The sequence below is a fragment of the Sphingorhabdus arenilitoris genome (assembly GCF_042651485.1).
In the GTDB taxonomy this organism is placed as follows: domain Bacteria; phylum Pseudomonadota; class Alphaproteobacteria; order Sphingomonadales; family Sphingomonadaceae; genus Sphingorhabdus_B; species Sphingorhabdus_B arenilitoris.
In genome coordinates, this window is sequence record NZ_JBHSDH010000013.1 from 1,498,692 (window position 1) to 1,524,497 (window position 25,806).

27 protein-coding genes are annotated in these 25,806 nt (G+C 55.8%); 24 read left to right on the top strand and 3 right to left on the bottom strand.

The features are described 5' to 3' along the window. Window positions 1-73 precede the first annotated feature (73 nt). The 5 genes from htpX (at window position 74) to purH (ending at window position 6,365) form a co-directional block, all read left to right on the top strand. Window positions 74-964, top strand: coding sequence for a zinc metalloprotease HtpX (htpX, locus tag ACFOWX_RS11400; RefSeq protein WP_381424188.1), 891 nt, complete (start codon window positions 74-76; stop codon window positions 962-964). 49 nt (window positions 965-1,013) lie between these two features. Next, the gene (locus tag ACFOWX_RS11405; RefSeq protein ID WP_381424190.1) at window positions 1,014-2,288 is read left to right on the top strand and encodes an RsmB/NOP family class I SAM-dependent RNA methyltransferase; all 1,275 of its coding nucleotides are present in this window, start codon (window positions 1,014-1,016) and stop codon (window positions 2,286-2,288) included. Window positions 2,289-2,361: 73 nt separating this feature from the next. Then, entirely contained in the window at window positions 2,362-3,024 is a 663-nt protein-coding gene (gene rpe / locus ACFOWX_RS11410; RefSeq protein WP_381424192.1) for a ribulose-phosphate 3-epimerase, read from the top strand. After that, window positions 3,021-4,772 carry a heparinase II/III family protein gene (locus ACFOWX_RS11415; protein WP_381424194.1) on the top strand — a complete coding sequence of 584 codons (1,752 nt, stop codon included), beginning with the start codon at window positions 3,021-3,023 and terminating at the stop codon, window positions 4,770-4,772. The genes rpe and ACFOWX_RS11415 overlap by 4 nt, the downstream gene beginning before the upstream one ends. A gap of 3 nt (window positions 4,773-4,775) precedes the next feature. Next, window positions 4,776-6,365, top strand: a complete 1,590-nt coding sequence (purH, locus tag ACFOWX_RS11420; protein ID WP_381424196.1) for a bifunctional phosphoribosylaminoimidazolecarboxamide formyltransferase/IMP cyclohydrolase — start codon at window positions 4,776-4,778, stop codon at window positions 6,363-6,365. A gap of 245 nt (window positions 6,366-6,610) precedes the next feature. On the opposite strand, the gene ACFOWX_RS11425 is transcribed toward purH, so the two are convergent. Further along, window positions 6,611-8,083: a DEAD/DEAH box helicase gene (locus tag ACFOWX_RS11425; RefSeq protein ID WP_381424198.1), complete on the bottom strand. Its 1,473-nt coding sequence runs from the start codon at window positions 8,081-8,083 to the stop codon at window positions 6,611-6,613. A gap of 483 nt (window positions 8,084-8,566) precedes the next feature. Between ACFOWX_RS11425 and ACFOWX_RS11430 the strand changes: the two genes are divergently transcribed. From ACFOWX_RS11430 to ACFOWX_RS11515, 18 genes are all read left to right on the top strand, one after another. Further along, the gene (locus ACFOWX_RS11430; RefSeq protein ID WP_381424200.1) at window positions 8,567-9,562 is read left to right on the top strand and encodes an NADPH:quinone oxidoreductase family protein; all 996 of its coding nucleotides are present in this window, start codon (window positions 8,567-8,569) and stop codon (window positions 9,560-9,562) included. A 107-nt stretch (window positions 9,563-9,669) separates the two neighbouring features. Next, complete coding sequence (locus ACFOWX_RS11435; RefSeq protein WP_381425039.1) at window positions 9,670-9,993, top strand: DUF1476 domain-containing protein; 324 nt, start codon at window positions 9,670-9,672, stop codon at window positions 9,991-9,993. Window positions 9,994-10,004: 11 nt separating this feature from the next. Then, the gene (locus ACFOWX_RS11440; protein ID WP_381424202.1) at window positions 10,005-10,238 is read left to right on the top strand and encodes a BolA/IbaG family iron-sulfur metabolism protein; all 234 of its coding nucleotides are present in this window, start codon (window positions 10,005-10,007) and stop codon (window positions 10,236-10,238) included. Between the two features lie 11 nt (window positions 10,239-10,249). Further along, complete coding sequence (gene grxD, locus ACFOWX_RS11445) at window positions 10,250-10,585, top strand: Grx4 family monothiol glutaredoxin (protein ID WP_381424204.1); 336 nt, start codon at window positions 10,250-10,252, stop codon at window positions 10,583-10,585. 193 nt (window positions 10,586-10,778) lie between these two features. Then, complete coding sequence (locus ACFOWX_RS11450) at window positions 10,779-11,693, top strand: helix-turn-helix domain-containing protein (protein ID WP_381424206.1); 915 nt, start codon at window positions 10,779-10,781, stop codon at window positions 11,691-11,693. A gap of 114 nt (window positions 11,694-11,807) precedes the next feature. Next, on the top strand, window positions 11,808-12,242 hold the full coding sequence (locus ACFOWX_RS11455; protein WP_381424208.1) for an SUF system Fe-S cluster assembly regulator: 435 nt from the start codon (window positions 11,808-11,810) through the stop codon (window positions 12,240-12,242). Further along, complete coding sequence (gene sufB, locus ACFOWX_RS11460; protein ID WP_381424210.1) at window positions 12,239-13,726, top strand: Fe-S cluster assembly protein SufB; 1,488 nt, start codon at window positions 12,239-12,241, stop codon at window positions 13,724-13,726. Before ACFOWX_RS11455 ends, sufB begins: the two co-directional genes overlap by 4 nt. A 231-nt stretch (window positions 13,727-13,957) precedes the next feature. Next, complete coding sequence (locus ACFOWX_RS11465; RefSeq protein WP_381424213.1) at window positions 13,958-14,371, top strand: endonuclease domain-containing protein; 414 nt, start codon at window positions 13,958-13,960, stop codon at window positions 14,369-14,371. Continuing rightward, the gene (sufC, locus tag ACFOWX_RS11470) at window positions 14,365-15,207 is read left to right on the top strand and encodes a Fe-S cluster assembly ATPase SufC (protein ID WP_381424215.1); all 843 of its coding nucleotides are present in this window, start codon (window positions 14,365-14,367) and stop codon (window positions 15,205-15,207) included. Before ACFOWX_RS11465 ends, sufC begins: the two co-directional genes overlap by 7 nt. Next, window positions 15,207-15,935 (top strand): SufD family Fe-S cluster assembly protein, encoded by a 729-nt coding sequence (locus ACFOWX_RS11475; protein WP_381424217.1) that lies wholly within the window; start codon window positions 15,207-15,209, stop codon window positions 15,933-15,935. Before sufC ends, ACFOWX_RS11475 begins: the two co-directional genes overlap by 1 nt. A gap of 122 nt (window positions 15,936-16,057) precedes the next feature. Beyond that, on the top strand, window positions 16,058-17,251 hold the full coding sequence (locus ACFOWX_RS11480) for an aminotransferase class V-fold PLP-dependent enzyme (RefSeq protein ID WP_381425041.1): 1,194 nt from the start codon (window positions 16,058-16,060) through the stop codon (window positions 17,249-17,251). Beyond that, window positions 17,248-17,751 carry an SUF system Fe-S cluster assembly protein gene (locus tag ACFOWX_RS11485; protein ID WP_381424219.1) on the top strand — a complete coding sequence of 168 codons (504 nt, stop codon included), beginning with the start codon at window positions 17,248-17,250 and terminating at the stop codon, window positions 17,749-17,751. The genes ACFOWX_RS11480 and ACFOWX_RS11485 overlap by 4 nt, the downstream gene beginning before the upstream one ends. Continuing rightward, window positions 17,751-18,239 (top strand): GNAT family N-acetyltransferase, encoded by a 489-nt coding sequence (locus tag ACFOWX_RS11490; protein ID WP_381424221.1) that lies wholly within the window; start codon window positions 17,751-17,753, stop codon window positions 18,237-18,239. The genes ACFOWX_RS11485 and ACFOWX_RS11490 overlap by 1 nt, the downstream gene beginning before the upstream one ends. Then, the gene (locus tag ACFOWX_RS11495) at window positions 18,236-18,589 is read left to right on the top strand and encodes a HesB/IscA family protein (RefSeq protein WP_381424223.1); all 354 of its coding nucleotides are present in this window, start codon (window positions 18,236-18,238) and stop codon (window positions 18,587-18,589) included. The genes ACFOWX_RS11490 and ACFOWX_RS11495 overlap by 4 nt, the downstream gene beginning before the upstream one ends. Continuing rightward, the gene (locus ACFOWX_RS11500; RefSeq protein WP_381424225.1) at window positions 18,586-19,287 is read left to right on the top strand and encodes a pyrimidine 5'-nucleotidase; all 702 of its coding nucleotides are present in this window, start codon (window positions 18,586-18,588) and stop codon (window positions 19,285-19,287) included. The genes ACFOWX_RS11495 and ACFOWX_RS11500 overlap by 4 nt, the downstream gene beginning before the upstream one ends. Window positions 19,288-19,300: 13 nt before the next feature. Next, window positions 19,301-20,146 (top strand): 2,3,4,5-tetrahydropyridine-2,6-dicarboxylate N-succinyltransferase, encoded by an 846-nt coding sequence (gene dapD / locus ACFOWX_RS11505; RefSeq protein ID WP_381424227.1) that lies wholly within the window; start codon window positions 19,301-19,303, stop codon window positions 20,144-20,146. Between the two features lie 336 nt (window positions 20,147-20,482). Continuing rightward, a complete protein-coding gene (locus tag ACFOWX_RS11510; protein ID WP_381425043.1) occupies window positions 20,483-20,596 on the top strand; it encodes a DUF465 domain-containing protein in 114 nt (37 codons plus the stop codon). A 122-nt stretch (window positions 20,597-20,718) separates the two neighbouring features. Then, window positions 20,719-21,717, top strand: a complete 999-nt coding sequence (locus ACFOWX_RS11515) for a TerC family protein (RefSeq protein WP_381424229.1) — start codon at window positions 20,719-20,721, stop codon at window positions 21,715-21,717. 85 nt (window positions 21,718-21,802) lie between these two features. Here the strand turns inward: ACFOWX_RS11515 and ACFOWX_RS11520 are convergent, their stop codons facing one another. Continuing rightward, entirely contained in the window at window positions 21,803-22,885 is a 1,083-nt protein-coding gene (locus tag ACFOWX_RS11520; RefSeq protein WP_381424231.1) for a serine hydrolase domain-containing protein, read from the bottom strand. Between the two features lie 41 nt (window positions 22,886-22,926). Next, a complete protein-coding gene (locus ACFOWX_RS11525) occupies window positions 22,927-23,460 on the bottom strand; it encodes a DUF3617 domain-containing protein (protein ID WP_381424233.1) in 534 nt (177 codons plus the stop codon). A 159-nt stretch (window positions 23,461-23,619) separates the two neighbouring features. Here ACFOWX_RS11525 and uvrB point away from each other — a divergent pair, with 159 nt between their 5' ends. Beyond that, complete coding sequence (gene uvrB / locus ACFOWX_RS11530) at window positions 23,620-25,806, top strand: excinuclease ABC subunit UvrB (RefSeq protein ID WP_381424235.1); 2,187 nt, start codon at window positions 23,620-23,622, stop codon at window positions 25,804-25,806.

A 25,806-nucleotide genomic window follows, 5' to 3' on the forward strand; every position in this document is an offset into this window, starting at 1 on the left:
GTTTTACCCTCCCCATATCTGCGGTGCCGCCTCTAAAAACAATAGCGGCATTATACGGTATGGAGATTTGACGATGAATTATATGAAGACGGGGATGTTGCTTGCGGCATTGACCGCTTTGTTCATGGTGCTGGGTTTTACGCTGGGCGGACGCGGCGGTATGGTGATCGCGCTGTTGGTAGCGGTGGGAATGAATTTTTTCACTTATTGGAATGCTGACAAAATCGTCCTGAAAATGCACAATGCGCAGGAAGTCGAGCCAGGAACCGATTTTTATCAACTGGTCGCCGCCTTGGCGCAGCGGGCCCAAATGCCCATGCCCAAAGTCTATTTGATCCATGAAGATAATCCAAATGCCTTCGCCACCGGGCGCGACCCGGAACATGCCGCAGTGGCCGCGACGACGGGACTGCTCAATCGGCTCAACCGTGACGAAATTGAAGGCGTGATGGCGCATGAACTGGGCCATGTCAAAAACCGTGACACTCTGATTATGACGATGGTGGCGACGATTGCGGGTGCCATTTCGATGCTCGCAAATTTCGGCTTATTCTTCCGCGACCGCAATGCTGGCCTTGCCGGATTGCTTGCGGTATTCGTTGCACCTTTCGCTGCGATGATCGTGCAAATGGCGATCAGCCGCACGCGCGAATATGGCGCTGATCGGGCGGGCGCAGAAATAAGCGGAAAACCGCTGGCGCTCGCTTCTGCGCTATCGAAAATCGCCCTTCCGGCCCAGCAAATCCCTAATCACGCAAGCGAACGCAATCCCGCCACGGCACAGCTTTACATCGTACCGGTTGGACTATCGAACATGTTTTCGACGCATCCAGCGACCGAGGAACGGATCGCCCGATTGCAAGAAATGGCGGGTGAAAATGGATTTGGCGGCGGCTATCGCGGTGATGCAGGCATCACCGGCGGACCAAAACGCAGCGCGCTCGACCCACTTGGCCGTAATTAGCCGCTATTGGCTCTTTCCTTGACGCCTTTTGCCGCATAAGGCGCAAGGGATGAGCGATCTCGACACCGAAATATCCGGCCTTCCCGCGCGGCGGGCCGCGATGCGCCTGCTGGGCGCTGTCATGCAAATGGGCACCCCGATGGATCATGCCGCGAATGGCGCGTGCAAGGGCCTTCCGCCTGCTGACCGCGCTTTGGCCATTGCAATCGCACAGGAAACGCTGCGCTGGATGGTGGATCTGGATGCGTTGATCGATAGCACGACCAAACAGCGCCTGCCCGATGATGCAAAGGCGCGGATGGTGCTGCGCATGGCGTTGGCGCAGGTTTTGCGTCTTGGCACCCCTGCCCATGCTGCCATCGCAACGGCATTACCGATGATGGAGCGCGGACCTCGCCGGTTGGTGCATGGCGTTTTGGGCGCATTGCTGCGCAGCGAGGTGAAGCTGCCCGATTTACCGTCATTACCCGATGGCACTGCGCTGCGCTGGCAAATGGCCTGGGGCGACGATATGCTAGTTGCGGCGCAGGCTGCGCTTGCCCACCCGCCCCTGCTCGACATTGCACTGCGCGATCCTGCACGGACCAGTGAATGGGCCGAACGGCTTGGCGGAGTGAGCCTGATGCCGGGTCATGTTCGCTGTCCGCGCGGAACGGCGATTGAAAAGCTCGATGGTTATGACGAAGGCGCATGGTGGGTGCAGGATCTGGCGGCAACCCTCCCAGTGCGGACATTGGGTCCGGGCGAAGGCCGCACAGTACTTGACCTATGCGCGGCGCCCGGCGGGAAGACGATGCAATTGGCCGCCGCCGACTGGCGAGTGACGGCGGTTGATATGTCGGCCCGGCGAATGGAGCGACTGTCGCGCAATTTGGAACGGGCGCAGATGGATGTGGAACTGGTCAAAGCCGACATTATGACATGGGACAATAGCGAAAAATTCGACGCAATATTGCTGGATGCACCGTGCAGCGCGACCGGCACCATGCGCCGCCACCCCGATGTTCTGCACCGGATCGGAATGCGGCAGATTAACGAGTTGGCGGCTTTGCAAAGCGCGATGCTTGACCGGGCAGCGGGCTGGCTCAAACCCGGTGGCAGTTTGGTCTATGCGACATGTTCGCTCGAACCGCATGAGGGCGAGGCGCAGGCCGAAGCCTTTTTGGAACGCAATACCCATTTTGCGATCGACCCTGTGAACGCCGATGATCTACCTGCTGGCATTGCGCCAGCCGCAACCGGATATATTCGCACAGCACCGCCCATGTTAGAGGCCCAAGGCGGCCTTGATGGTTTTTTTGTCGCCCGTTTCAAACGGACGTAATTTTTACCCGACTTTCCACAGCTTTTTCCCCTGACTGCTTGTTGAAAAACCGCCACTTCGCTATGGCGGCGCTATGACCGCCTCTGTAAAAATATCGCCGTCCATTCTATCTGCTGACTTTGCCAAATTGGGCGAAGAGATACGTGCAATCGACGCGGCGGGGTGCGATTGGATCCATGTAGACGTGATGGACGGCCATTTCGTTCCGAATATCACCATCGGCCCCGCAGTCGTAAAAGCGCTGCGCCCGCATACAGACAAGCTGTTTGACGTGCATTTGATGATCTCCCCCGTCGATGCCTATTTGGAGGCATTTGCCGAAGCGGGCGCCGACATTATTACGATCCACCCAGAGGCGGGGCCGCATAGCCACCGCACTATTCAGGCGATCAAGGCTTTGGGGAAAAAGGCAGGCGTGGTGCTAAACCCCGGAACACCCGCAAAAATGCTCGATTATTTGATCGATGAAGTGGACCTAGTTCTGGTGATGAGTGTCAATCCAGGCTTTGGCGGACAAAGCTTTATCTCCAGCCAGCTGCGCAAAGTTGACGCTATCCGCAAGATGATCGACCAGACCGGACGGGACATCCATCTAGAGGTGGATGGCGGCATCACCGTTGACACAGCGCCGCTGGCGATTTCCGCAGGCGCAGATGTACTGGTCGCGGGGACAGCAACATTTACCGGTGGTCCCAGCCAATATGCCGCGAATATCCGGGCCCTGAGGGGTGAATGAACGCGCAGCCGGATAATATTGACAATAACGACCGTGGCAGTGATCGGGATATGCGGGGGAGTTCGGCCTTGATCGTCCGGCAAACAGGACCGGGGCAGTCTTTGGCCGAAAAAGTAACCCGCGCCTTTTACATGCTAACCTGGCGCACGCCGCTTCATAATATGCGGCTTACCGGTAAATTGCCGCTGCGTTTGCTGGCCGTCCCCTCCGATCCCCTGCCCCCCCATTTGCCGCGCGGACAAGCCGTGCGTATGGGCAAGTTCCGATTTCACGGGCTGGAACAATCCATCGCAGATATTGCGTATGACAAACTGCCATTACCGCCAGCGATGACGGACTATATCCACCGTTTTGATTGGCTGCGTGATTTGGCGGCTGCCACCAATCGCGCCGATGGGGCGCCAATTGCTGCGGCAATTACCGAATCGTGGATTGCCGGCAATAGTAAGAAAGTCAGGCCGCCTGCCTGGCGCGTGGACAATTCGGCTTGGCGGCTGCTCAATATGGCGGCATGGGCGCCGCTTATCCTATCCAGCAGCGACCCTGTTTATCGATCCTCGGTCCTCAACCACATCGCCCGCAATGCCCGGCATTTGGATCGCAGTGCGCCGCGCGGCGAAAACCGCTATGCGCGGCTGACCGGATGGGCGGGCGTGGTCGCGGCGTCGCTGCTGCTGCCGGAGGGTAAGGCACGGCGCGTCGTTGGCGAAGCGGGCCTGTCCGATGCCATTGACCAATGCGTCTTTGACGATGGCGGCGTGGTATCCCGCTCCCCGTTACAGCTGATGGAACTAATCGGCCTGCTCAGCTTACTGCGTCAATGTTATCTTGCGTGTAATGAGAATATACCCGATTTTCTGTCAGCAGCGCTCGGCCGCTCGGTTCCGGCCTTATTGGGATTGACCCATGCCGATGGCGGGTTGGGCGCGTGGCAAGGATCAGCACAAATCGATGCCGAGGAAATACAGGCGCTGGTCGAAGCATCGGCAGTGCGCGCCCGCCCGCAAAGACAGGCATTGGATTGGGGCTATCAACGAATATCAGCGGGCAATGCGGTGTTGCTGCTCGACGCCGGACCGCCACCACTGGCGAAACAATCTGCCGCTGGCTGTGCATCGACGCTGGCTTTTGAACTCTCGCATGGCGCTCACCGGATCATCGTCAATTGCGGCGGATCGGCATTAGTAGGCGCGGCCATTCCAGCAGCCTTGGCACGGGGGCTGCGGACTACTGCGGCGCATAGCACGCTGTGCATCGACGATAGCAACTCAACCGCGATATTAGCAGGGGGCCAATTGGGCCGCGGCGTGACAGAGGTAGGGCTCGACCGGCGGGACATTGACAAGGCAACCCGCATTGAGGCGAGCCATGACGGCTATGCCCGCGCCTACGGCTTCACGCATAGCAGGACATTGATATTGCGCAGCGACGGGCTGGAACTGCGCGGCGAAGATACGCTGCTGCCCCACGGCCGGTATAAGGCAAAGGATAGCATACCCGTGCATGTCCGGTTTCATTTGGGCAGCGGAATAGAATTGGCGCAGGGCGGCAATAAACAAGCGATTACGCTGCGCCTTCCCGACGGCACCAGCTGGCTGTTTGTGGCGGGAACCGGAGCTTTAGAAATTGACGAGAGCATCTGGGTAGACGGCAATGGCCGTCCTCATCCCACACAGCAACTGGTCATTGCCAATAATGTTGGCAAAGGCGGCACCTCCATTGGATGGCAGTTTAAATTTTTAGGATAAGTTATGACAGATATTGGCATTAAGCGCGCGTTGCTCTCCGTTTCGGACAAGGCGGGACTGGTGGAATTGGGCCACGCGCTGGCCGCGCGGCACGTGGAGCTGGTATCGACAGGCGGTACCGCAAAAACGCTGCGCGAAGCGGGGCTGACGGTAAAAGATATATCCGACCTCACCGGCTTTCCTGAAATGATGGATGGGCGCGTCAAAACCTTGCATCCCAAAGTCCATGGCGGCCTGCTTGCCGTGCGCGACAATCCCGAACATGCCGCATCGATGCAGGAACATGATATCGGCGCCATCGACCTTGTGGTCGTCAATCTATATCCCTTTGCCGCAACTGTCGCAAAGGGTGCGGAGCGGGAAGAGATCATTGAAAATATCGATATTGGCGGGCCCAGCATGGTGCGCAGCGCCGCCAAAAACCATGACTATGTAACGATCGTCACCGATCCTGCCGACTATGATACATTGATTGCGGAAATGGAGGAATCAAACGGCGCGACTACATTGCCATTCCGACGCGCAATGGCCGCCAAAGCCTATGCTGCGACGGCCGCCTATGACAGCATGATTGCCAGCTGGTTCGCTTTCGCCGATCAAGGTGAGCAATTTCCGGCCAGCCTTACCTTCGGCGGAAAGCTTGCAGGAACGCTGCGCTATGGCGAAAATCCGCATCAGCAAGCAGCATTCTACACCCCGCATTTTGGCGGCATAAACGGCATTGGGCAGGCCGAACAGCTGCAGGGTAAAGAGCTGAGCTATAATAATTATAATGATGCCGATGCCGCGCTCGAACTGGTGAGCGAATTTGCCGGCGGCCCGCCCACCGTGGTTATCGTAAAGCACGCCAATCCCTGCGGCGTGGCGACCGGTGACACGTTGATCGAAGCCTACCGCGCGGCGCTGGAATGCGACAGCGTGTCGGCCTTTGGCGGAATTGTCGCGGTCAACCGGCCGCTTGACGGCCCGACTGCCGAAGCGATGACGGAGATATTTACCGAGGTTGTTGCAGCGCCAGGCGCCGACGATGCGGCGCGCGCGATATTTGCGAAGAAGAAAAATCTCCGCCTGCTCATCACCGGCGAATTACCCGATGCAAAACGGCCCGGGATGATGGTGAAAAATATCGCCGGCGGCTATCTGCTGCAAAGCCGCGACAACGGCCATGTCGCCGACGAGGATTTGAAAGTCGTTACAAAACGCGCCCCCACCGCGCAGGAACTTGCCGATTGCCGCTTTGCTTGGACCGTTGCCAAGCACGTCAAATCCAACGCAATTGTCTATGCCAAGGATGGCGCAACGGCAGGGATCGGCGCAGGCCAGATGAACCGGCGCGATTCCGCCCGCATCGCTGCCATCAAAGCAAAAGAGGCAGCGGAAACCTATGGCTGGGCGCAGCCGCGCACGGTCGGCAGCGCGGTTGCCTCCGACGCATTCTTCCCCTTCGCCGACGGATTACTCGCCGCCGCGGAAGCAGGGGCCACTGCGGTCATCCAACCCGGCGGATCAATGCGCGACGACGAAGTCATCGCCGCCGCCGATGAGGCGGGCCTAGCGATGGTCTTCACCGGTATGCGGCATTTCCGGCATTAAACCGATTGGGTAACTGCCCGAAAACTAGCCAACCTGCAGCCTATTGGAATTCAAAAAGTAGTGGCTATCCCAAACATAAATTCGTCTTTCCCGCGAAGGCGGGAATCCATCACCTGCGGTTCAATTTTGAGCCAGGCTAGTAGCTGAAACGGGTAGGTTAGGTGATGGACCCCCGCTTTCGCGGGGGTAACTATGCAATTGTATTTAATGCATTTATAAAGCGAAACTCAAAGCACAGTGCTAGTTTATACTTTCGCGGCGGACCTATTGCCCTGCGATGAGCGATTTCCGCCGCCGCTTTTGCCGCGATAATTGCGGCTCCGATTTGGCTTTCCACCTCTGTTATCCGCAGCAGGGCGGCGGTCATTTTCGCCTTGTGCACCGTCACGCGGTCCAGCAGCGGGTTGCCATCCGCCTTGTGGCGGGCGGCTTTGCGCGCGCGTGTCGCCGTTGCGGCCTCGTCCGCCATTGGCTGGCGATTTGCGGCGGTTTTGCCCTGCACGCCCTGGTCCGCCCCGGCCATCTTCGCGCTTCATTTCGTTATTTGATTTTTTCGCAGGTGGCGGCAGGCTCGCTACGGCTTCGCGGAAACCTTCGGGCAGTTTCAATATCCGCGGCTTCACCCGTGTTGTCCGTTCAATGTCGCGTAAAAATGCGCGTTCATCATCGGCGACAAAGCTCATCGCTACGCCCTCTGCGCCGGCCCGCGCGGTCCGGCCAATACGGTGGACATATTGTTCAGGCACATTGGGCAATTCAAAGTTGAATACGTGCGATACGCCGGGCACGTCGATCCCGCGCGCAGCAATGTCGGTGGCAACCAAAATCTTTATGCGGCCCGCCCGAAATTGTTCCAGCGCGTTTGTCCGCTGCCCCTGTGATTTATTGCCGTGGATAGCAGCCGCTTCGATCCCGGCTCCTTTTAAGCCGCGCACGACGCGGTCCGCACCGTGTTTTGTGCGGGTGAAGACCAAGGCACGGTCTATACCCTCTTCTTGCAACCGCAATGTCAACAAAGTCTGCTTCTCGCGCTGTTCGACGAAGGTCACATATTGCATCACCCGCTCTGCGGTGGTCGATTGCGGCGCAACCGATACGCGAATGGGGTTGTCGAGAAATTTGTTGCCCAATTCGGCAATGGTTTTCGGCATGGTTGCGGAAAAGAACAGGCTCTGCCGTTTTTTGGGCAGCAGCTTGTCGATTTGGCGGAGCGCGTGGATGAAACCCATATCCATCATCTGGTCGGCTTCATCGAGAACGAAGATTTCAACATCTTTCAACGTCAATGCCCGCTGCTCAATCAAGTCGATCAGGCGTCCGGGGGTTGCCACCAAAATGTCAACACCGCCCTCCAGCTTCTTTTTCTGGGTAAAAACGGGTGCACCGCCAAAAATACATAGGACCGACAGGCCAAGGAATTTGCCATATGTGCGGAAGCTTTCGGCGATCTGCGCCGCAAGCTCACGCGTGGGAGACAAGACCAGCATGCGGCAGCTCTTCGCCTGACGCGGCTTTGGCTTGGTGGCAAAATGGTGTAGCGATGGCAGCGCAAATGCCGCCGTTTTTCCGGTCCCGGTTTGCGCGATACCGCATAGGTCGCGGCCCTGCATCAAGGATGGGATTGCTTGCTCCTGAATCGGCGTTGGTTTGTCATAACCCGCAGCGTTCAATGCTTTCAATATCGGGGCAGCAAGGCCCAGTTGTTCAAAATAAGACATAATAACTTTCAATAATATCGGCCCCGCCGCGCCCAACATTATCGTCGGCACGGGACAAGGCGGTGGTTGTAGGAAAAGCGCCGGGCAACGAATTGCCGCTCACTATTCCTTGGAAACAACCCCGCGTGATTTGGGAAGCCTCTTTGCTCATACGCATCTCGTTCGGTTGACGGGAACCAGCCTATTTGGGCCGATACTCACGCTGTGCAACCTGCGGCGGTACTCCGCTCGCCTCATGCGTTGATCGGCATATGGCGTTGAAATATTAAAAAAGCAACCTTTTATGTTGCAGCGCGACAAAACGTCGCACGCAACGGCCGTTATTCAGGTGATGACCCCGCGCTCGGTCCATAAAAATAGTAAGCGCGAACTTGTCTCTATGCTATTTTCATCCCATAGAGACCGTCAAAGTCATGGCCCGCTGACGGCACGCGCACAGCGTCATACCGTTCAGGCCGCTGATGATCGAGGAGAGGATGTATAATGCGCGCATTGCTATCAATGGAAACAGGCGGTCCCGATATGCTGACCATCGGAGAATTGCCGGACCCTGTCGCCGGAAAGGGTCAAATTGTAATTGCGGTCAAAGCCTGTTCCATCAATTATCCCGATGTCCTGATCATTCAGGATTTATATCAGTTCAAACCGCCGCGCCCATTTGCGCCGGGCGGGGAAGCCGCAGGCATAGTCGAAGCCGTGGGCGAAGGCGTAACAGGATTTGCGGTGGGTGACCGGGTCATTGCTTTATGCGGCAACGGGGGGTTGGCCGAAAAAGTCGCGGTTGGTGCGCTCAATGCTTTCAAAATGCCCGATGACATGAACTTTGAAGATGGCGCGTCGCTGCTGATGACATATGGCACCTCGATCCATGCCTATAAACAGCGGGGCAATATCAAGGCCGGTGACAATGTGCTGGTGCTCGGCGGGGCGGGCGGTATCGGGATCAGCGCGATTGAGCTTGCCAAAGCCTATGGCGCGCGCGTGGTCGCTGGTGTGTCGAGCGAGGCGAAGGCCGAAATCGCACGTGAGGCCGGCGCCGATGATGTTGTGGTCTATCCCTATCAACCATTGGACAAAGACGCATCCAAGGCATTGGCCGCATCATTCAAGGCCGCAGCAGGCGGTGATGGATTCAACATCATATATGACACAGTCGGCGGCGATTATTCTGAACCTGCCCTGCGTTCCATTGCCTGGGAAGGGAAGTTTCTGGTTGTTGGCTTTCCAGCCGGAATTGCAAGGCTACCGCTCAATCTAACGCTGTTGAAAAGCTGCGATGTGTGCGGGGTTTTCTGGGGCGCTTTTGCGGCGCGTGATCCGCAGGCAAATCATGCCAATATCGCTGAGCTATTCGGTTTATATGCCAGCGGTAAAATAACACCGCGTATTTCGGGGAAGTTCCAGCTGGATAAAGGCGGCGAGGCCATTCAACTGCTGATGGACCGAAAAGCCACGGGCAAGGTTGTCGTTACTCTTTAAGCAGGCTCTCCCCACAACAGCCCCCAATTTAATCTGCGTGCGCCTTGTTAAATGGGCACCGCAGTATTAGGTAACAGGTGACTATAGCATCTTTGCAAGGACCCATGATGACCACTTTTGACGACCGCGAAAACGCTTTTGAAAATAAATTTGCCCATGATCAGGAATTGCAGTTCAAAGTAACCGCAAGGCGCAACAAGCTTATCGGCCTATGGGCGGCCGAAAAAATGCAGCTAACCGACGAAGAGGCCAATAGCTACGCCGTATCTGTGGTGCAGGCCGATTTTGAAGAGGCAGGCGACGAAGATGTGATCCGCAAATTGCTGGGCGATTTAACCTCTGCTGGCGTAGAAATTGACGATGCCGCTATTCGCGCGGCATTGGACGAACATATGGCCGTCGCACGGCGGCAATTTATCGAAGGTGTATAAGGTTTAGTTCCATGCCGATGGCCGCCGAAGACATAAAGAATATGATTGCAGCAGCAATGCCGGGCGCGACTATTGAGATCAAGGATCTTGCAGGCGACGGCGACCATTACGCGGCCCATGTTGTATGGGACGGATTTGCTGCCATGAACCGGCTCGCCCGTACCCGCGCCGTTTATGCCGCGTTAGGTGGTAAAATGGGCGGCGAACTCCATGCATTACAGCTCACTACTGCCTTACCCGAATGAAGGATTGAACCATGTCGAACCCTGCCCATGAAAAAATCGAAGCGCTTGTGAAAGCAAATGATGTCGTGCTGTTTATGAAAGGCACGCCGCTATTCCCGCAATGCGGATTTTCTTCCCGCGCCATCGCTATTCTCGACCATCTTGGCCTGAAATATGAAAGTGTCGATGTGCTTCAGGATATGGAAATACGTCAGGGCATTAAAGAATATAGCGACTGGCCAACCATCCCGCAGCTTTATGTGAAGGGCGAATTTCTGGGTGGTAGCGACATTATGATGGAAATGTATGAGGCAGGCGAATTGCACGAGCTCGCCGCCGAAAAAGGGTTGGCCAAAGCGGAAGAATAAAGAGCTCTGGTTGATACAATCTGCCGGTAAATGCCAATCGCGACAAACCTGTGACAAAACAACAATAGCCATAACGCTGTCTTGTGTGATGTTTATTATTTTTGCCAAAAGGGTTGCGCATTTTTGAGCAATTCCATAGTCTTTTGAAACGGAATGACTCGCTTTCCATTCAAAACAGGGCTTCGCGCAAACGATGTTTCGCACCGTATTTGATGAAATTTGGCAAGACCGCAGCGCCGTATTGAGCGCGCCAGATAGCTTTCGCCTCGATTTTATCGAACCGCCGCCTTCGCTTGCATCCTATGTCACAACCTTCTTCAAATTCCACTCCGATAGAGAATGGATCAAGGATGTGCAACCCGCCAATACCGGACATATGATGGTGTTCTTGTCCGGCGAGGGCGAAGCGCGATTTGCAAGTGGCCGGGTAGATGTAAGGCAACCTGTATCGCTGATCGGGCCGACCAATGCAGCCATGCAATATGTGGTTAAAGGGCCTTTGATTGTGCTCGGATGCGGCTTTACCCCCGCAGGTTGGCGCGCGGTCACCGGACTGTCTGCGACCGAAAGCGCGGATCAGTTTGCCGACAGCGATGCTGTGTTTGGCGGCGCAGCGGCGAGCTTTTTTGCTGACCTTTTACATATCGAAAAAACCACTCAAGGCGCTGCGCAATATTCCGCGATGGTGGCCAAGGCGGAACAATTCCTGTTGCCCCGCTTGCGCCCTATCCTGCCCCGCCATGCGGAGATTATCTCCGCCACCACATCATGGCTTGATGGTTCCTTAACTCCGGATGTGGAAGAACTTTACGCCCGCTTGCCAGTCGCGCGTCGTCAGGCGCAGCGGGTGATCGGTGATTATTTCGGCTGCGCCCCCAAACAATTGATGCGCAAATACCGGGCAGTTCGCGCCGCCATGCTGCTCAACGATCCAAGTTGCAGCGATGAGGAAGCCGCCAAGGTGCAGGATTTATTTTATGATCAACCCCATATGATCCGGGAAATTCGCCATTTTGCGGGACGCACACCCTATCGTCTTTCGGGCGAGGAAGGGACATTATTGAGCATGTGGCTCGATAAAGAAAATATCCGCGAATTGCGCCAATAATTCCTCCAAACACCCTCCATGGAAAATGCCGCAGACCTCTTGATTTTGCTGCAATGCAGGTGCATATGTTTAATCAGAACAATTTAGTCTGATTTAGATTCGCAGGAGCGGACCATGCGCCTTTCCAATATGGCTGATTACGCCGTTGTTACAATGAGCGCCGCTGCGCGTCATTGCGGGGGCGCGCGCAGCAGCGCATCGGAACTTGCGGAGGAAACCGGCATTGCCCTTCCCACTACGCAAAAATTGGTGAGCATATTAAGCCGGGCCGGCCTGCTGCGATCTTCGCGGGGCAGCGGCGGCGGTATACAGCTGGCCCGCCCCGCCGCAGCGATCAGCCTGGCCGACATTATCGAAGCAGTGGAAGGACCAATTGCCATGACCGCTTGCGTTGACGGTAACAAGCATGATTGCGCGATTGAAAGCTTGTGCACCGTGCAACCCCATTGGACGATCGTAAACAGCGCCATTCGCGGCGCGCTTGCCAATATATCGCTGAGCCAGTTATCCGCCGCGCCAGCCCGTAACCAGATTGAGATAGAAGCATGACCGATACACAGGACGCCCCGATCAAGGATCAAGCCGCGCATGACGCCGCCGCTCGTGCTGCTGATTATCAACATGGCTGGTCATCCGATATTGAGCAGGATTTTGCGCCGAAGGGTCTGAATGAAGATACGGTCCGCTTCATCTCGGCCAAGAAGAATGAGCCGGAATGGATGCTCGAATGGCGACTGAAAGCTTTTGCGATGTGGAAAACGATGACGCCGCCCGACTGGGCGAAGCTCAATGTCCCGCCGATTGATTATCAGGATGCCTATTATTACGCCGCGCCCAAACAAAAGGAAAAGCTGGGCAGCTTGGACGAGGTCGACCCCGAAATATTGCGCGTCTACGAAAAACTGGGCATCCCGATTGAGGAGCAGAAAGTGCTCGCCGGTGTTGAGGGCGCACGTAAGGTTGCAGTCGATGCGGTATTTGACAGCGTCAGCGTCGCGACGACATTTCGCGAGGAATTGGAAAAAGCCGGCGTCATTTTTCGCTCCATTTCGGAAGCGATCCGCGAATATCCCGATCTGGTCAAAAAATGGCTAGGGAAGATTGTGCCGATGCAAGATAACTATTTTGCGACGCTAAACTGCGCGGTCTTTTCGGACGGGACTTTTGTCTACATTCCCGAAGGCGTGCGCTGCCCGATGGAGTTGTCCACCTATTTCCGCATCAACGCCGAAAATACCGGCCAGTTTGAACGCACATTGATCGTCGCGGATAAGGGCAGCTATGTCTCCTACCTCGAAGGATGCACCGCGCCGATGCGCGATGAGAATCAGCTGCACGCCGCGGTGGTGGAGCTGGTCGCGCTGGACGATGCTGAGATCAAATACAGCACTGTGCAGAATTGGTATCCGGGTGATGCGGAAGGGAAAGGCGGCATTTACAATTTCGTCACCAAGCGCGCTTTATGCCAGGGCGCGCGCAGCAAGGTGAGCTGGACGCAGGTGGAAACCGGCAGCGCGGTGACGTGGAAATATCCCAGCTGCGTGTTGAACGGTGAGGACAGCGTCGGCGAGTTCTACTCGGTCGCGGTCACCAACAATTATCAGCAGGCCGACACCGGCACCAAGATGATCCACAACGGCAAGGGCAGCCGCTCCACCATCATTTCCAAAGGCATCAGCGCCGGGCACAGCAACAACACCTATCGCGGCCTCGTCCGCGTGGCACCGACCGCAGAGGGCGTGCGCAATTTCACGCAATGCGACAGCCTTTTACTCGGCGATCAATGCGGCGCGCATACCGTCCCTTATATCGAAGTGCGCAACCCATCGGCCACCATCGAACATGAAGCCACCACCAGCAAGATCAGCGACGACCAAATGTTCTACGCGCAGCAACGCGGGCTGGATGAAGAACAAGCGGTGAGTTTGATCGTCAACGGCTTTGCGAAGGAAGTGCTGAGCCAGCTCCCCATGGAATTTGCGGTGGAGGCGAAGGCGTTGCTTGAGATTTCGCTTGAGGGGAGCGTGGGGTGATGAGTCCGATATTTGTTATTTTTGCTAGTGCATTGATTGTGGCGGCTATACTTATTTTTGTTTTCAGGATGAAAAAGCAATAATGCTCCAAGTCCATAACCTCCACGCCGCTTTTGGCTCCCACCCACCCCTGACCCCTCCCGCAGGCGGGAGGGGGATTGATGGGGCGACGCTGGCACTCCCCTCCCGCTTGCGGGAGGGGCTGGGGGTGGGCCAGCCGGGTTCACTAGCATGACTGGCGAATTCAAATCACGCGACACAGGCCGCGCCCGCGAATTGCGCAATCAAGCGACCCCTGCGGAGCGCTTGCTGTGGACCGCCCTCAGTAACCGAAAATTGGAGGGCCATAAATTCAGCCGCCAAATGCCCGTTGGCCCCTATTTCGCAGACTTCCTATGCCGCGCTGCAAAGCTTGTTGTTGAACTTGATGGGTATTCGCACGACGTAAGTCAGGAATATGACCAGCGGCGTGATGCCTTTATGGCGCAGCAGGGTTTTCATGTGCTGCGTTTTACCAATGCGGATGTGATGGATAATCTTGAAGGCGTAGTTCGTTCGATTGCCAAAACGCTTGCCGAAACAAGCCCACCCCCAACCCCTCCCGCAAGCGGTAGGGGAGAAGAAATGATGAGATCAAAATGCTAAACATAACTAACCTCCACACCACCATCGCTGACAAGCCGATCCTGAAGGGGCTGTCGCTCATCATCAATGCGGGTGAAATTCATGCGATCATGGGCCCCAATGGCGCGGGTAAATCCACGCTTGCCTATACGCTCGGCGGGCGGCCCGGTTATGAGGTGACCGAGGGCAGCGCTACATTCCAACCTCGTCACCCCGTGCTTGACACGGGGTTAGGCTCTGCTTCGGACGGTGCAGAAAAAAGCCAAGCCCCGCATCAAGTGCGGGGCGACGGTGAGGTATTGGATTTGCTCGACATGGACCCGCATGAACGCGCAGCCGCCGGATTGTTCCTCGGCTTCCAATATCCGGTGGAAATCCCGGGCGTTTCCAACGTTCAATTCCTGCGCGAGGCATTGAATGCGCAGCGCAAGGAACGCGGGGAGGAGCCTTTGTCGGGCGGTGATTTCCTGAAACTGGCGAAGGAAAAAGCGGCGCTGCTCAAAATGGATATGGAGATGCTCAAGCGCCCCGTGAATGTCGGTTTTTCCGGCGGCGAGAAGAAACGCAACGAGATGGTGCAAATGGGCATCCTTGATCCCACGCTCGCCATATTGGATGAGACCGACAGCGGGCTGGATATCGACGCGCTACGCATTGTCGGCGACGGCATTAACAACATCATGCGCAGCCCCGATAAGGCCGTGCTGCTCATCACCCATTATCAGCGCTTGCTCGATTATGTGCAGCCCGATTTTGTCCATGTGCTAGCAGGTGGCCGGATTGTCAAAACCGGCGGGCCGGAGCTGGCAAAACAGCTTGAGGCCGAAGGCTATGAGGCGATTGCGGAGGCCGCGTGATGACAAACGCAATTCCCACCAACCGCAACGAAGCTTGGCGCTATAGCGATATTGCCGCGCTCACCGCGGCATGGCCGTTGCCCGCGCCCGAAAGCATTGTCGTGCCTGCAGGCGGCGAATTTGCGCGCACATTGCTCATGTCTGAAGGCAGCATAACGCAGATTGATCTGACCATTGGCAAGGGTGGACGCGCAGCCATCCATGCGCTGAATATCCATGGCGATTTTGGCCGGATTGAGCTGAATGTGACCTTGCATGACGGCGCCGATTTTAAGCTGGGCGCGGTGCAGATTGGCGGCGATGCGCAAACACTGGAAATCGTCACCACCGTTACTCACGCCGAGCCCAACGCGACTTCGAGCCAGATCGTCCGCAACATATTGGCGGGCAAGGCCACCGGCAGCTATCTTGGCAAGGTCGCCGTGGCCCGTGACGCGCAGAAGACCGACAGCGAACAGTCGGTAAAGTCCATGCTGCTTGACCGCACGGCGACGGCCAATTCAAAGCCGGAGCTGGAGATTTACGCCGATGACGTGCTGTGCGCGCATGGCGCGACGGTAGGCGAGCTGGACGCGGGCGCGCTGTTTTATCTGGCCTCTCGCGGGCTACCGCCGGCTGAAGCAAAGAAGTTGTTGCTGCAGGCATTTGTTGCCGATGTGTTTGTCGGCGCGGCCGATGAAGAACAACTGACAGCAGCGGCGCTGGCAAAATTGGGAGAGCTGGTGTGAATGGGCAGCAAGCCAATTCCCCCCTCCCGCCTGCGGGAGGGGCTGGGGGTGGGTCTGAAGCTGGCTCTTCGCTCGCCTCTCTCGCGCCCACCCCTAACCCCTCCCGCAAGCGGGAGGGGAATATCCGCGACGACTTCCCCGGCCTTGCGGGCGGATGGCATTATCTCGATACCGCAGCGACCGCGCAGAAACCGCAGGTTGTTATCGATGCGATGGCGCGCGCGATGGGCGAAGATTATGCCACCGTGCACCGCGGCGTCTATGCACGTTCGGCCAACATGACGCTGGCTTTTGAGGCGGCGCGGCGGCGGACAGCGGAATTTATGGGCGCGGGCAGCGAGAATGAGATCATCTTCGTACGCGGTGCGACCGAAGGGATCAACCTGGTTGCCAGCAGCTGGGGCGGCGTGAATATTGGCGCGGGCGACCGCATCATGCTGAGCCAGCTGGAGCATCATAGCAATATCGTGCCGTGGCAAATGCTCGCCGAAAGAAAGGGCGCGCATATTGATGTCTGCCCGCTCACCGCCGATGGCCGGATTGACCTTGACTGGTTGGAAACCAATTTGACACAAGCGCATAAGCTCGTGTCGCTGGCTCATGTATCCAATGTGCTAGGCAGTGTGCTCGGCGCACAGCGTGCGGCAAAGGCTGCGCATAAGGTCGGCGCAAAGCTACTGCTCGACGGATGTCAGGCTGCGCCAAGGATGCGGATCGACATGGCGGAGCTGGACTGCGATTTCTATGTCTGGTCGGGCCATAAGCTGTATGGCCCAACCGGCGTTGGCGTGCTTTGGGCCCGGCCCGACATATTGGAGGCGATGCCTCCTTATCAAGGCGGCGGCGCGATGATCGACAAGGTTAGCTTTGCCGGCACCACATATGCTCCCGCGCCTGGCCGGTTTGAAGCAGGGACGCCGATGATTACCGAGGTCATCGCGCTCCATGCCGCAATTGATTATGTGACGGCAGTGGCCGGTGAAGGCGGCATGGCGTCGCTCTTTGCCCATGAAAGCGCATTGGTTACGGCGGCGCGGACCGCGCTACGCAACATAAATTCAATCACGCTTTATGGGCCGGAAAAATCGGCGGGCATTGTTTCCTTCACCATGGAAGGGGTGCATCCACATGACATCGGCACTATATTGGATGAAGAGGGCGTGGCAATCCGCGCGGGCCATCACTGTGCGCAGCCTTTGATGGACCATTATGGCATACCCGCCACGGCGCGGGCCAGCTTTGGATTATATAGCGATGAAAGCGATGTAGAGGCGCTGATCGCAGGATTAGAACGTGTATCAAGGATATTCGGATGACGAACGATATTAAAACCGAAACAGTGAACAGCGTCGAAAAACCGCCCAAAGCCCGCGTTGATCTGGACGAGATGGCGGCGGCGCAAAATGGCGGCGGGGACGTGAGCGAGACGTCATCGGCGAAGCTGGAGCGGAAGAAGGATTATCTCGAAGGTTTCCTGTCACAAAAACCAGCGGCCCCCGATCTGGATGGCGCGGGCGGTGATTTGCAGGCCGCTATTATAGACGCGCTCAAGGAGATTTATGATCCAGAAATTCCAGTGAATATCTATGATCTTGGCCTGATTTACAATGTCGAGGTCAATGAAGGTCAAGCCATTATCACGATGACGCTGACCACGCCCCACTGTCCCGTGGCTGAATCTATGCCAGGCGAAGTCGAATTGCGCGCAGCCGCCGTGCCGGGCGTTATGGATGCGGAGGTCAATCTGGTTTGGGATCCGCCATGGTCGCCCGCCAATATGACCGATGAAGCTCGGCTCGAATTGGGGATGTTGTAATGGCGTTGGAGATAATTCGTATTGATTATGAGAATCCGCAGCATGCCGCTGATCTGGTCGAGATGCTGGATAGTTATGCCTGCGATCCGATGGGCGGTGGCAAACCGCTGAACGATAATACCCGCGACAACCTTGCCAGCGGACTGGCCAAGCAGCCCAATGCTTTCTCGCTGATCGCGTATGTTGATGGCAGCGCAGCAGGGCTAGCAAATTGCTTTATTGGCTATTCCACCTTTGCCGCAAAACCGCTGATCAACATCCATGACATTGTCGTGAAAGCGGAGTATCGCGGCCAGGGGATCGCCAAGACAATATTTGCCGAAATTGAAGCGATCGCAAAGGCCCAAGATGCCTGCAAAGTGACCTTGGAAGTATTGAGCGGCAACGAACCGGCCAAGGCATTATATGCATCGCTTGGGTATGGCGATTATGCATTGGACCCGGCCAAAGGACATGCATTATTCTGGCAAAAGGAGTTGGCAGCATGACCACAGGTACAAGAGCCCGCCCCGCCGCCGTTATCTTGACGCCCGCAGCCGAAGCACGCATTGCCGAATTGATGAGCAAAGCGCCGAGCGATGCGATTGGTGTGAAGCTTTCCACCCCGCGCCGGGGGTGCAGCGGCCTCGCTTATTCAGTCGATTATGTCACCGAAGCCGATAAATTTGACGAACATATCTCTACGCCCGGCGGCGACTTTTACATTGATGGCGGGTCCGTGCTGTATCTGGTCGGATCAACCATGGACTGGGTGGAAGATGATTTCACCGCCGGTTTTGTGTTCAACAATCCCAATGCGACGGGGGCATGTGGATGCGGTGAAAGCTTCATGGTTTGACCGCCGCGCTTCACCAAATCGATAATTGGATATTCGACCTCGATAACACGCTTTATCCAGTAAGTTCCGGCCTCCATAAATTAATGGATATGCGTATTCGCGCTTTTGTTGGACGCACATTGGGGCTGGATGACGACGCGGCCCACCGGGTTCAGAAAGACTATTTCCGAAATTATGGCACCACCCTGTCCGGACTGATGGCTGAACATGGCACCGACCCTTATGAATATTTGGCTGACGTCCATGATTTTTCGCTCAGTGCTATAGATGACGCGCCGCGTTTGGCGGAGCATCTATCGGCCCTGCCCGGGCGGAAGGTTATCTTTACCAACGCCGATGCGCCCTATGCTGCGCGAGTTTTGGACCGGTTGGGCCTTGAAGGTATATTCGAACAAATCATTGATATTCACACCATCTCCTATGAACCGAAACCTGCGCAATCGGCCTATGATACGCTGCTCGAAAAAACCGGGATTGACCCTGCCCGGTCGATATTTTTTGAGGATATGGCCCGTAATCTGCTGCCCGCAAAAAAAATGGGGATGCAGACTGTGTGGATTGACAGTGGCTGGCATGAATCCACCTGGGGCCATGATGGCGGCGGCGATGATCGATTTGCCCATGTCGATTACCGGATCGACAGCCTTGCAGGCTGGCTAGAGAGCGCTATAGAGACGCTCCAAATCTCTGCTCTATAAGGAAACCATTATTATGACCGCTCAGCTTGCCCAAATCATCGATGCCGCTTGGGAAAATCGCGCAGAGATAAACCATGGCACCGCGGGCGAAGTGCGCGACGCGGTCAATGAAGCCTTGGCCATGCTGGATGCAGGCAAGGTCAGGGTGGCGGAAAAATCCGGTGGCGAATGGACCGTCAACCAATGGCTGAAAAAAGCGGTGCTGCTGTCTTTCCGTCTCAATGACAATGTGGTCATGGATGGCGGGGCCGCTGGAGCGCCCGCCTTTGATAAGGTTCCGAGCAAATTTGAAGGTTGGGACGCAAATCGCTTTCGCGATGCTGGCTTTCGCGTTGTCCCCGGTGCGACCGCGCGGCGCGGCAGCTATATCGCCAAAGGCGTCGTCTTGATGCCCAGCTTCGTCAATATCGGTGCTTATGTCGATGAAGGCACAATGGTTGACACATGGGCCACCGTTGGCAGCTGCGCACAGATTGGCAAAAATGTCCATATCTCGGGCGGAGCAGGCATTGGCGGCGTGTTAGAGCCGCTGCAGGCTGGCCCTGTCATCATCGAGGATGGCGCATTCATTGGCGCGCGCAGCGAAGTGGCCGAAGGTGTCATTGTCGGCGAAGGTGCCGTGCTTTCCATGGGAGTATATCTGGGCGCATCGACCAAAATAATCGACCGCAAAACCGGCGAAATTCATATTGGTAAAGTTCCGCCCTATGCAGTTGTCGTTCCCGGATCTATGCCTTCTGTCACTGACCCAGCGGGCGCGGCGGCCCCATCACCGGCATTATATTGCGCAGTTATCGTCAAAACAGTGGACGCGCAAACCCGCAGTAAAACTGGAATTAATGAGCTTCTGCGCGACTAACAGCCAATATTTATCGACAAATGACAACCGGTTTCGCTTGCTAATTAGAACGAATCACTCTAATTAAACAGTGCGGACCGGGCCCCTCTGGCGCTCGTCTCATTTGCCAAAGTGATCTTCGCAGGTCTTCGGGAATGAGATAGCGTGATGTCGGCCGCATCGGATAGAACCGGTGCATGGCTTTGGGCGTCTTACCCTCCCTTCCCAAACAAGCCCTTGGCTGTGACCGGTTCATCCGATTGAACATTTTAGTTCTTGAGGAGAAAATCAGTGTCACAAAATATATTCCGTTTGATGCAATATCATCAGAAATTGGACAGCAAATTGCGCGCCGAGATGGCTCGCCGCTGGCCGGATATGCTGCAGATTCAGCGGCTAAAAAGGCTAAAGCTGGCCGTTAAAGATCGGCTTGCGCGCCTTGCATCCGGGCCACGAACCACCGGAGCGTAAAACACATCTACACAACTTTGCTACATCTTAACAGGTGGAGCATAAGCGGGCTGTTATGACCTCGGCACCCCCTCGCCGGATCATAATGGCCCGATATCATTGTTATAAGAAATGGATTTTTGATGGATTTTCTATTCATGGACTGGCTGGGAACGCCAATTTGGTTCTGGGCCGCGTTTATCGGCATCGTCATCGCTCTCACAGCTTTCGACCTTGGCATCTTGCATAAAGAGGACAAGGAAATGGGCATTTCGGAGAGCCTGAAGCTTTCCGTTTTTTACATCAGCATCGCGCTGCTGTTTGGTATCTGGATATGGTTTGCCCGCGGCGCCGATCTGGGGATGAAATATTATACGGGCTTCTTCATTGAGAAAGCGCTGTCCATTGATAACGTCTTCGTGATCAGTTTGATCTTCAGCTATTTTGCTATCCCTGCCAAATATCAATATCGAGCATTGCTCTGGGGCATTTTGGCGGTAATCGTCCTACGCGGCTTGATGATCGCCGGCGGCGCGGCACTCGTTCAAAATTTCTACTGGACGCTCTATATTTTCGCGGCCTTCTTAGTTGCGACTGGCATCAAAATGCTATTCTCTGGCGAGCAGGAAATGGATGTTTCGAAAAATCCGGTGGTTCGCTGGATTTCAAAACATATGCGCGTCACACCAGAGCTGCATGGCGAAAAATTTATCGTTAAAGTGCAGGACGAAAAAAGCGGAAAAATGGTTCGCGCGATCACGCCGTTATTATTGGCGTTGATCGTCATCAATCTGGCTGACCTCGTGTTCGCAATCGACAGTGTACCGGCGATTTTCGCAATCACTACCGATACATTCATTGTCTATACCAGCAACATAATGGCGATTTTGGGTCTCCGGGCGCTCTATTTTGCGCTGGCGGCCATGGTGCATCGTTTCCATTATCTGAAATATGCGCTGGCTTTGGTGCTGGTATTCATTGGCAGTAAGATATTCGTTGCAGACTTCCTGCTCGACGGCGGTAAATTTCCGCCGGTGCTGAGCTTGATTGTCACAGCTGGTCTGATTGCGGGCGGTGTCGGTTGGTCGCTTTGGAAAACACGCGGCGAAAAAGGCAAGCCTGACATTTTGCCTGCTGAATAATGAGTTCGGTTATGGGTGGCTGAGGGCTATTCAGCTATCAGCCGCCTATTTCCCAATAGGGGCGCGCTGCTCACGATATGGGCCTTTATGGACAATTATCGAGACAGCGGCCAACGGGCAGCTTTTCGTCCACCATGGTTACAAATTGCACCCGTTTTTCACCGCTCCCCTGGTTCACCCACAGGCCAGCGCGCAGTCCGAATGCGTCGCCAACATGGCCGATCCAACCGCCCGGCTGGATATCTATCCCAAGGCCATAAGCATGAAATGCGCCGCCCTCGACGTCCCCATTTTGCCCATCAAAACGCCAATAAGGTTTTGTCATTTCGGAAAAGCTTTTCTCCGAAAATAACGGGGCACCTCTATTTGTGAGCACATTTGCGACTTTCAGAAGATCGCGCGCCGATATGCGCAGGCCGCCTTGCGGGCCAAAGCTAGATCCATTCTCGCCGGTCACATATAAACGGATGTCACACCCTCCGTTTGTCGCAGCGACGAACACGCATTCTTCCTCGCTTTGCGTCCATGGTGCATCCTTGGCCAATTCCCCATCCGGGCGCAGCAAGGTGACCGCCTGCTGGCGGCTTATGACATCACAGCCGCTCCAATTGAAACAGGCGTTGAGCCCCAAAGGTTTCATTACCAGCCGCTGCATCAAATGGTCGAAGCGCTCACCAGTTGCGCGTTCCATTATGACCGCGACAATCGGTGAATTGAGATTGGCATAGCTAAAATATTCACCCGGCGGATGTGCGCTATCCCAAGCCGCGCGGCCCGCAACCAAGTCTGTCCATTTTCCATCGAGTGGTAGGAAATATTCCCCGCCATCGCGCAAACCGGATGTGTGCGATAACAGCATCCTCAAGCTGATCGGACGATCCGGAAAATTAGGATTACGAAAAGGCTGCCCCAGATAATCGCCCACATCCCGGTCAAGGTCGAGCGTGGCGTCATCGACCAGAACCATTACCCCTAATGCCGTCACCAGTTTTGAGATTGACGCAATGCGGACAGGATCGTCTGCAGCCACCATCCGGTCCATTGTTCCTGCATGGCCGCTTATCTTGCTAAACAGCTTGCCATCGGGGGTTACCCGCAAGCTGACCCGTGCAGGCTGCACAGACCCGCTGACCGGGGCTGGCGCAGGTAATATCGGCTGCGACGTCATAGGAGCGCACCCTGCCACCGCAAAAACGGATAGCGCAGCCGTTACAGCCCGGAGCCGCATGGTCCCAGGTAGCGTCCCTTGATCTTGCCGTTCAATGTCACCTTGCCGATCATCGGCAGGCGCAGCTCGGGTTGAATGTCGAGATTATATTCGCTTTCATATACCAGCCCAGTCATCGACATATCCAGCGTGGCCATCGATTTAACCGAACAACTGACCGCTACATCCAATCGGCCATCGGTCACCTCAAATTTACTATATTTGCAATCATCGCTCTGCCCACCGGCAAAGAAATTCGCATCCGGCTTTTTCGCCTGTTCCGGCGTGAGACAAGACTCCCCAGACAGCCGGTTGGACATTTCGGCAAGCAGTTCCTGTTTCCTCTTGTCACCTATTCCCGTCATTTCAGCATCGGTAAACTCCGCCTCGCTTTTCCACAGCCCCGGTTTCATCGGCAGAGCGCTCGCCTCCACCTGTGATCGTTGCGGCTCGTCCTCGCGTGAGCAAGATGACAGCAGCGTCGCGGCCAGAAGCAGCGCGGCGGGCATAGCGTAAAGGCGTCCGGCCATCATCATACTGAAATTATATCTGATATCGCAAAATAACGCAAAATAAGCTCCTCCCGCCTCTATGCTTCACCATGTCGTGCGCCAACCGAAAAGGCAATCGGTTTGCGGCGGAATTTTCTATGCTCAGGGGATGACAGCCGCCGTTACCGGGCGCATATAGGGTATATGTCAGAATTGATCATAAGGCGGGGGCTTGAAGAACCCGATACACAGAATAATTTTGTTCCGCACCGGCCCGAACGTCCGCCAAAGCTTGAGGGCGGACGGCCATTCCGCATTGTGTCGGATTATCAACCAGCAGGGGATCAGCCGACCGCGATTAAGGAACTGGTTCAAACCGCGTTGGCCGGGGAAAAGGATCAGGTTCTGCTGGGTGTAACGGGGTCAGGAAAAACCTTCACGATGGCTAAGGTGATTGAAGAGTTGCAACGCCCGGCCTTGGTGTTAGCCCCCAATAAGATCCTCGCCGCGCAGTTATATGGCGAGTTTAAAAGCTTCTTTCCCGATAATGCGGTTGAATATTTCGTCAGCTATTACGACTATTACCAACCCGAAGCCTATGTGCCGCGCAGCGATACCTATATCGAAAAGGAATCGAGCGTAAATGAGGCGATCGACCGGATGCGCCATTCGGCAACTCGTTCGCTATTGGAACGCGACGATGTTCTTATCGTTGCATCGGTATCCTGTATTTACGGCATAGGCAGCGTCGAAACCTATTCGGCGATGATTTTCGACCTCAAAAAAGGCACGAGCACTGACCAGCGCGAATTGATCCGCCAGCTTGTCGCGCTCCAATATAAACGCAATGACCATGCTTTCGCGCGGGGCAATTTCCGGGTGCGCGGCGACAATCTGGAAATCTTCCCATCCCATTATGAGGATATGGCATGGCGGATTAGTTTTTTTGGCGATGAAATAGAAGAGATTGCCGAATTTGATCCGCTGACCGGAACCACTGGCGCAAAGTTGAACAGCGTTCGGGTCTATGCCAATTCCCATTATGTGACCCCTGGTCCGACTATGAAGCAAGCCACCGAAGCGATTAAATTTGAACTGGCCGAGCGGTTGAAAGAATTGGAGGCAGAAGGCAAGCTGCTTGAACATCAACGACTGGAACAGCGCACGCATTTTGATTTGGAAATGATCGCCGCAACCGGAAGCTGCGCCGGGATTGAAAATTACTCCCGTTTCCTAACAGGCCGCTTGCCCGGTGAACCGCCGCCGACGCTGTTCGAATATCTGCCCGAAAATGCTCTGCTCTTTGTTGATGAAAGCCACCAGACTATCCCGCAAATTGGCGCTATGTCAAAGGGCGACCATCGGCGCAAATTGACGCTGGCCGAATATGGATTCCGCTTGCCCAGTTGTATCGACAACCGCCCACTGCGTTTCAACGAATGGGATGCGATGCGCCCGCAAACCGTTTCTGTCTCCGCCACTCCCGGCAATTGGGAGATGGAGCAATCGGGCGGCGTGTTTGCCGAACAGGTCATCCGCCCCACCGGCTTGATTGATCCGCCGGTCGAGATCAAACCGGTCGAGGATCAAGTGCAGGACTGCATCAACGAATGCCGCAAAACGGCAGAAGCCGGTTACCGCACACTGGTCACCACGCTGACCAAACGCATGGCCGAAGACTTGACCGAGTTCATGCATGAGGCTGGGCTTCGCGTGCGTTTTATGCACAGCGATGTCGAGACGCTCGAGCGGATTGAGCTGATCCGCGACCTGCGGCTTGGCGTGTATGATGTGCTGGTGGGCATCAACCTGCTGCGCGAAGGGCTGGACATTCCCGAATGCGGACTCGTCGCGATATTGGATGCTGACAAGGAAGGATTTTTGCGCAGCGAAACCTCGCTCATCCAAACGATCGGACGCGCGGCGCGCAATGTCGATGGCCGCGTGATCCTTTATGCCGACCGGATGACAGGGAGCATGGAGCGAGCGCTGGCAGAGACCGACCGGCGGCGAGAGAAGCAGAAAGCCTATAATGAACTGCATGGCATTACGCCGGCCACCATCAAACGCGATATCCATAATATCGTCGCCGACACCGCATCGCGCGACGGCGTGCTGGTGGAGATAGATGCCGAGGGCGAGAATAACCTCGTGGGTCATAATCTGCGCGCTTATATTGAGGAGCTGGAAAACAAAATGCGTGCCGCCGCTGCTGACCTGGAATTTGAAGAAGCCGGACGGCTACGCGACGAAATCCGTAAACTGGAAGCGGACGAGCTGGGGTTGCCAGCTGATGACCGGAAAGCTACGCCCAAGGGACGGTCAACCGAAGGCATGCCCGGAACGCGGAAAATGCGGTACGGGCGAAAGCAGAGGAAGTGGGGAGGTTAA

Excerpts from the sequence above, each read along its gene's own strand:
- ACFOWX_RS11440 (WP_381424202.1), top strand. The coding sequence starts at position 10,005 with ATGCCGATGGCCGCCGAAGACATAAAGAATATGATTGCAGCAGCAATG.
- rpe (WP_381424192.1), top strand. The coding sequence starts at position 2,362 with ATGACCGCCTCTGTAAAAATATCGCCGTCCATTCTATCTGCTGACTTT.
- ACFOWX_RS11525 (WP_381424233.1), bottom strand. The coding sequence starts at position 23,460 with ATGATGATGGCCGGACGCCTTTACGCTATGCCCGCCGCGCTGCTTCTG.
- grxD (WP_381424204.1), top strand. The coding sequence starts at position 10,250 with ATGTCGAACCCTGCCCATGAAAAAATCGAAGCGCTTGTGAAAGCAAAT.
- ACFOWX_RS11475 (WP_381424217.1), top strand. The coding sequence starts at position 15,207 with ATGACAAACGCAATTCCCACCAACCGCAACGAAGCTTGGCGCTATAGC.
- purH (WP_381424196.1), top strand. The coding sequence starts at position 4,776 with ATGACAGATATTGGCATTAAGCGCGCGTTGCTCTCCGTTTCGGACAAG.
- ACFOWX_RS11495 (WP_381424223.1), top strand. The coding sequence starts at position 18,236 with ATGACCACAGGTACAAGAGCCCGCCCCGCCGCCGTTATCTTGACGCCC.
- ACFOWX_RS11520 (WP_381424231.1), bottom strand. The coding sequence starts at position 22,885 with ATGACGTCGCAGCCGATATTACCTGCGCCAGCCCCGGTCAGCGGGTCT.
- ACFOWX_RS11435 (WP_381425039.1), top strand. The coding sequence starts at position 9,670 with ATGACCACTTTTGACGACCGCGAAAACGCTTTTGAAAATAAATTTGCC.
- ACFOWX_RS11450 (WP_381424206.1), top strand. The coding sequence starts at position 10,779 with ATGTTTCGCACCGTATTTGATGAAATTTGGCAAGACCGCAGCGCCGTA.
- ACFOWX_RS11425 (WP_381424198.1), bottom strand. The coding sequence starts at position 8,083 with ATGTCTTATTTTGAACAACTGGGCCTTGCTGCCCCGATATTGAAAGCA.
- ACFOWX_RS11455 (WP_381424208.1), top strand. The coding sequence starts at position 11,808 with ATGCGCCTTTCCAATATGGCTGATTACGCCGTTGTTACAATGAGCGCC.
- ACFOWX_RS11415 (WP_381424194.1), top strand. The coding sequence starts at position 3,021 with ATGAACGCGCAGCCGGATAATATTGACAATAACGACCGTGGCAGTGAT.
- ACFOWX_RS11405 (WP_381424190.1), top strand. The coding sequence starts at position 1,014 with ATGAGCGATCTCGACACCGAAATATCCGGCCTTCCCGCGCGGCGGGCC.
- htpX (WP_381424188.1), top strand. The coding sequence starts at position 74 with ATGAATTATATGAAGACGGGGATGTTGCTTGCGGCATTGACCGCTTTG.
- ACFOWX_RS11465 (WP_381424213.1), top strand. The coding sequence starts at position 13,958 with ATGACTGGCGAATTCAAATCACGCGACACAGGCCGCGCCCGCGAATTG.
- ACFOWX_RS11510 (WP_381425043.1), top strand. The coding sequence starts at position 20,483 with ATGGCTCGCCGCTGGCCGGATATGCTGCAGATTCAGCGGCTAAAAAGG.
- ACFOWX_RS11430 (WP_381424200.1), top strand. The coding sequence starts at position 8,567 with ATGCGCGCATTGCTATCAATGGAAACAGGCGGTCCCGATATGCTGACC.
- sufC (WP_381424215.1), top strand. The coding sequence starts at position 14,365 with ATGCTAAACATAACTAACCTCCACACCACCATCGCTGACAAGCCGATC.
- uvrB (WP_381424235.1), top strand. The coding sequence starts at position 23,620 with ATGTCAGAATTGATCATAAGGCGGGGGCTTGAAGAACCCGATACACAG.
- ACFOWX_RS11485 (WP_381424219.1), top strand. The coding sequence starts at position 17,248 with ATGACGAACGATATTAAAACCGAAACAGTGAACAGCGTCGAAAAACCG.
- ACFOWX_RS11515 (WP_381424229.1), top strand. The coding sequence starts at position 20,719 with ATGGATTTTCTATTCATGGACTGGCTGGGAACGCCAATTTGGTTCTGG.
- ACFOWX_RS11490 (WP_381424221.1), top strand. The coding sequence starts at position 17,751 with ATGGCGTTGGAGATAATTCGTATTGATTATGAGAATCCGCAGCATGCC.
- dapD (WP_381424227.1), top strand. The coding sequence starts at position 19,301 with ATGACCGCTCAGCTTGCCCAAATCATCGATGCCGCTTGGGAAAATCGC.
- sufB (WP_381424210.1), top strand. The coding sequence starts at position 12,239 with ATGACCGATACACAGGACGCCCCGATCAAGGATCAAGCCGCGCATGAC.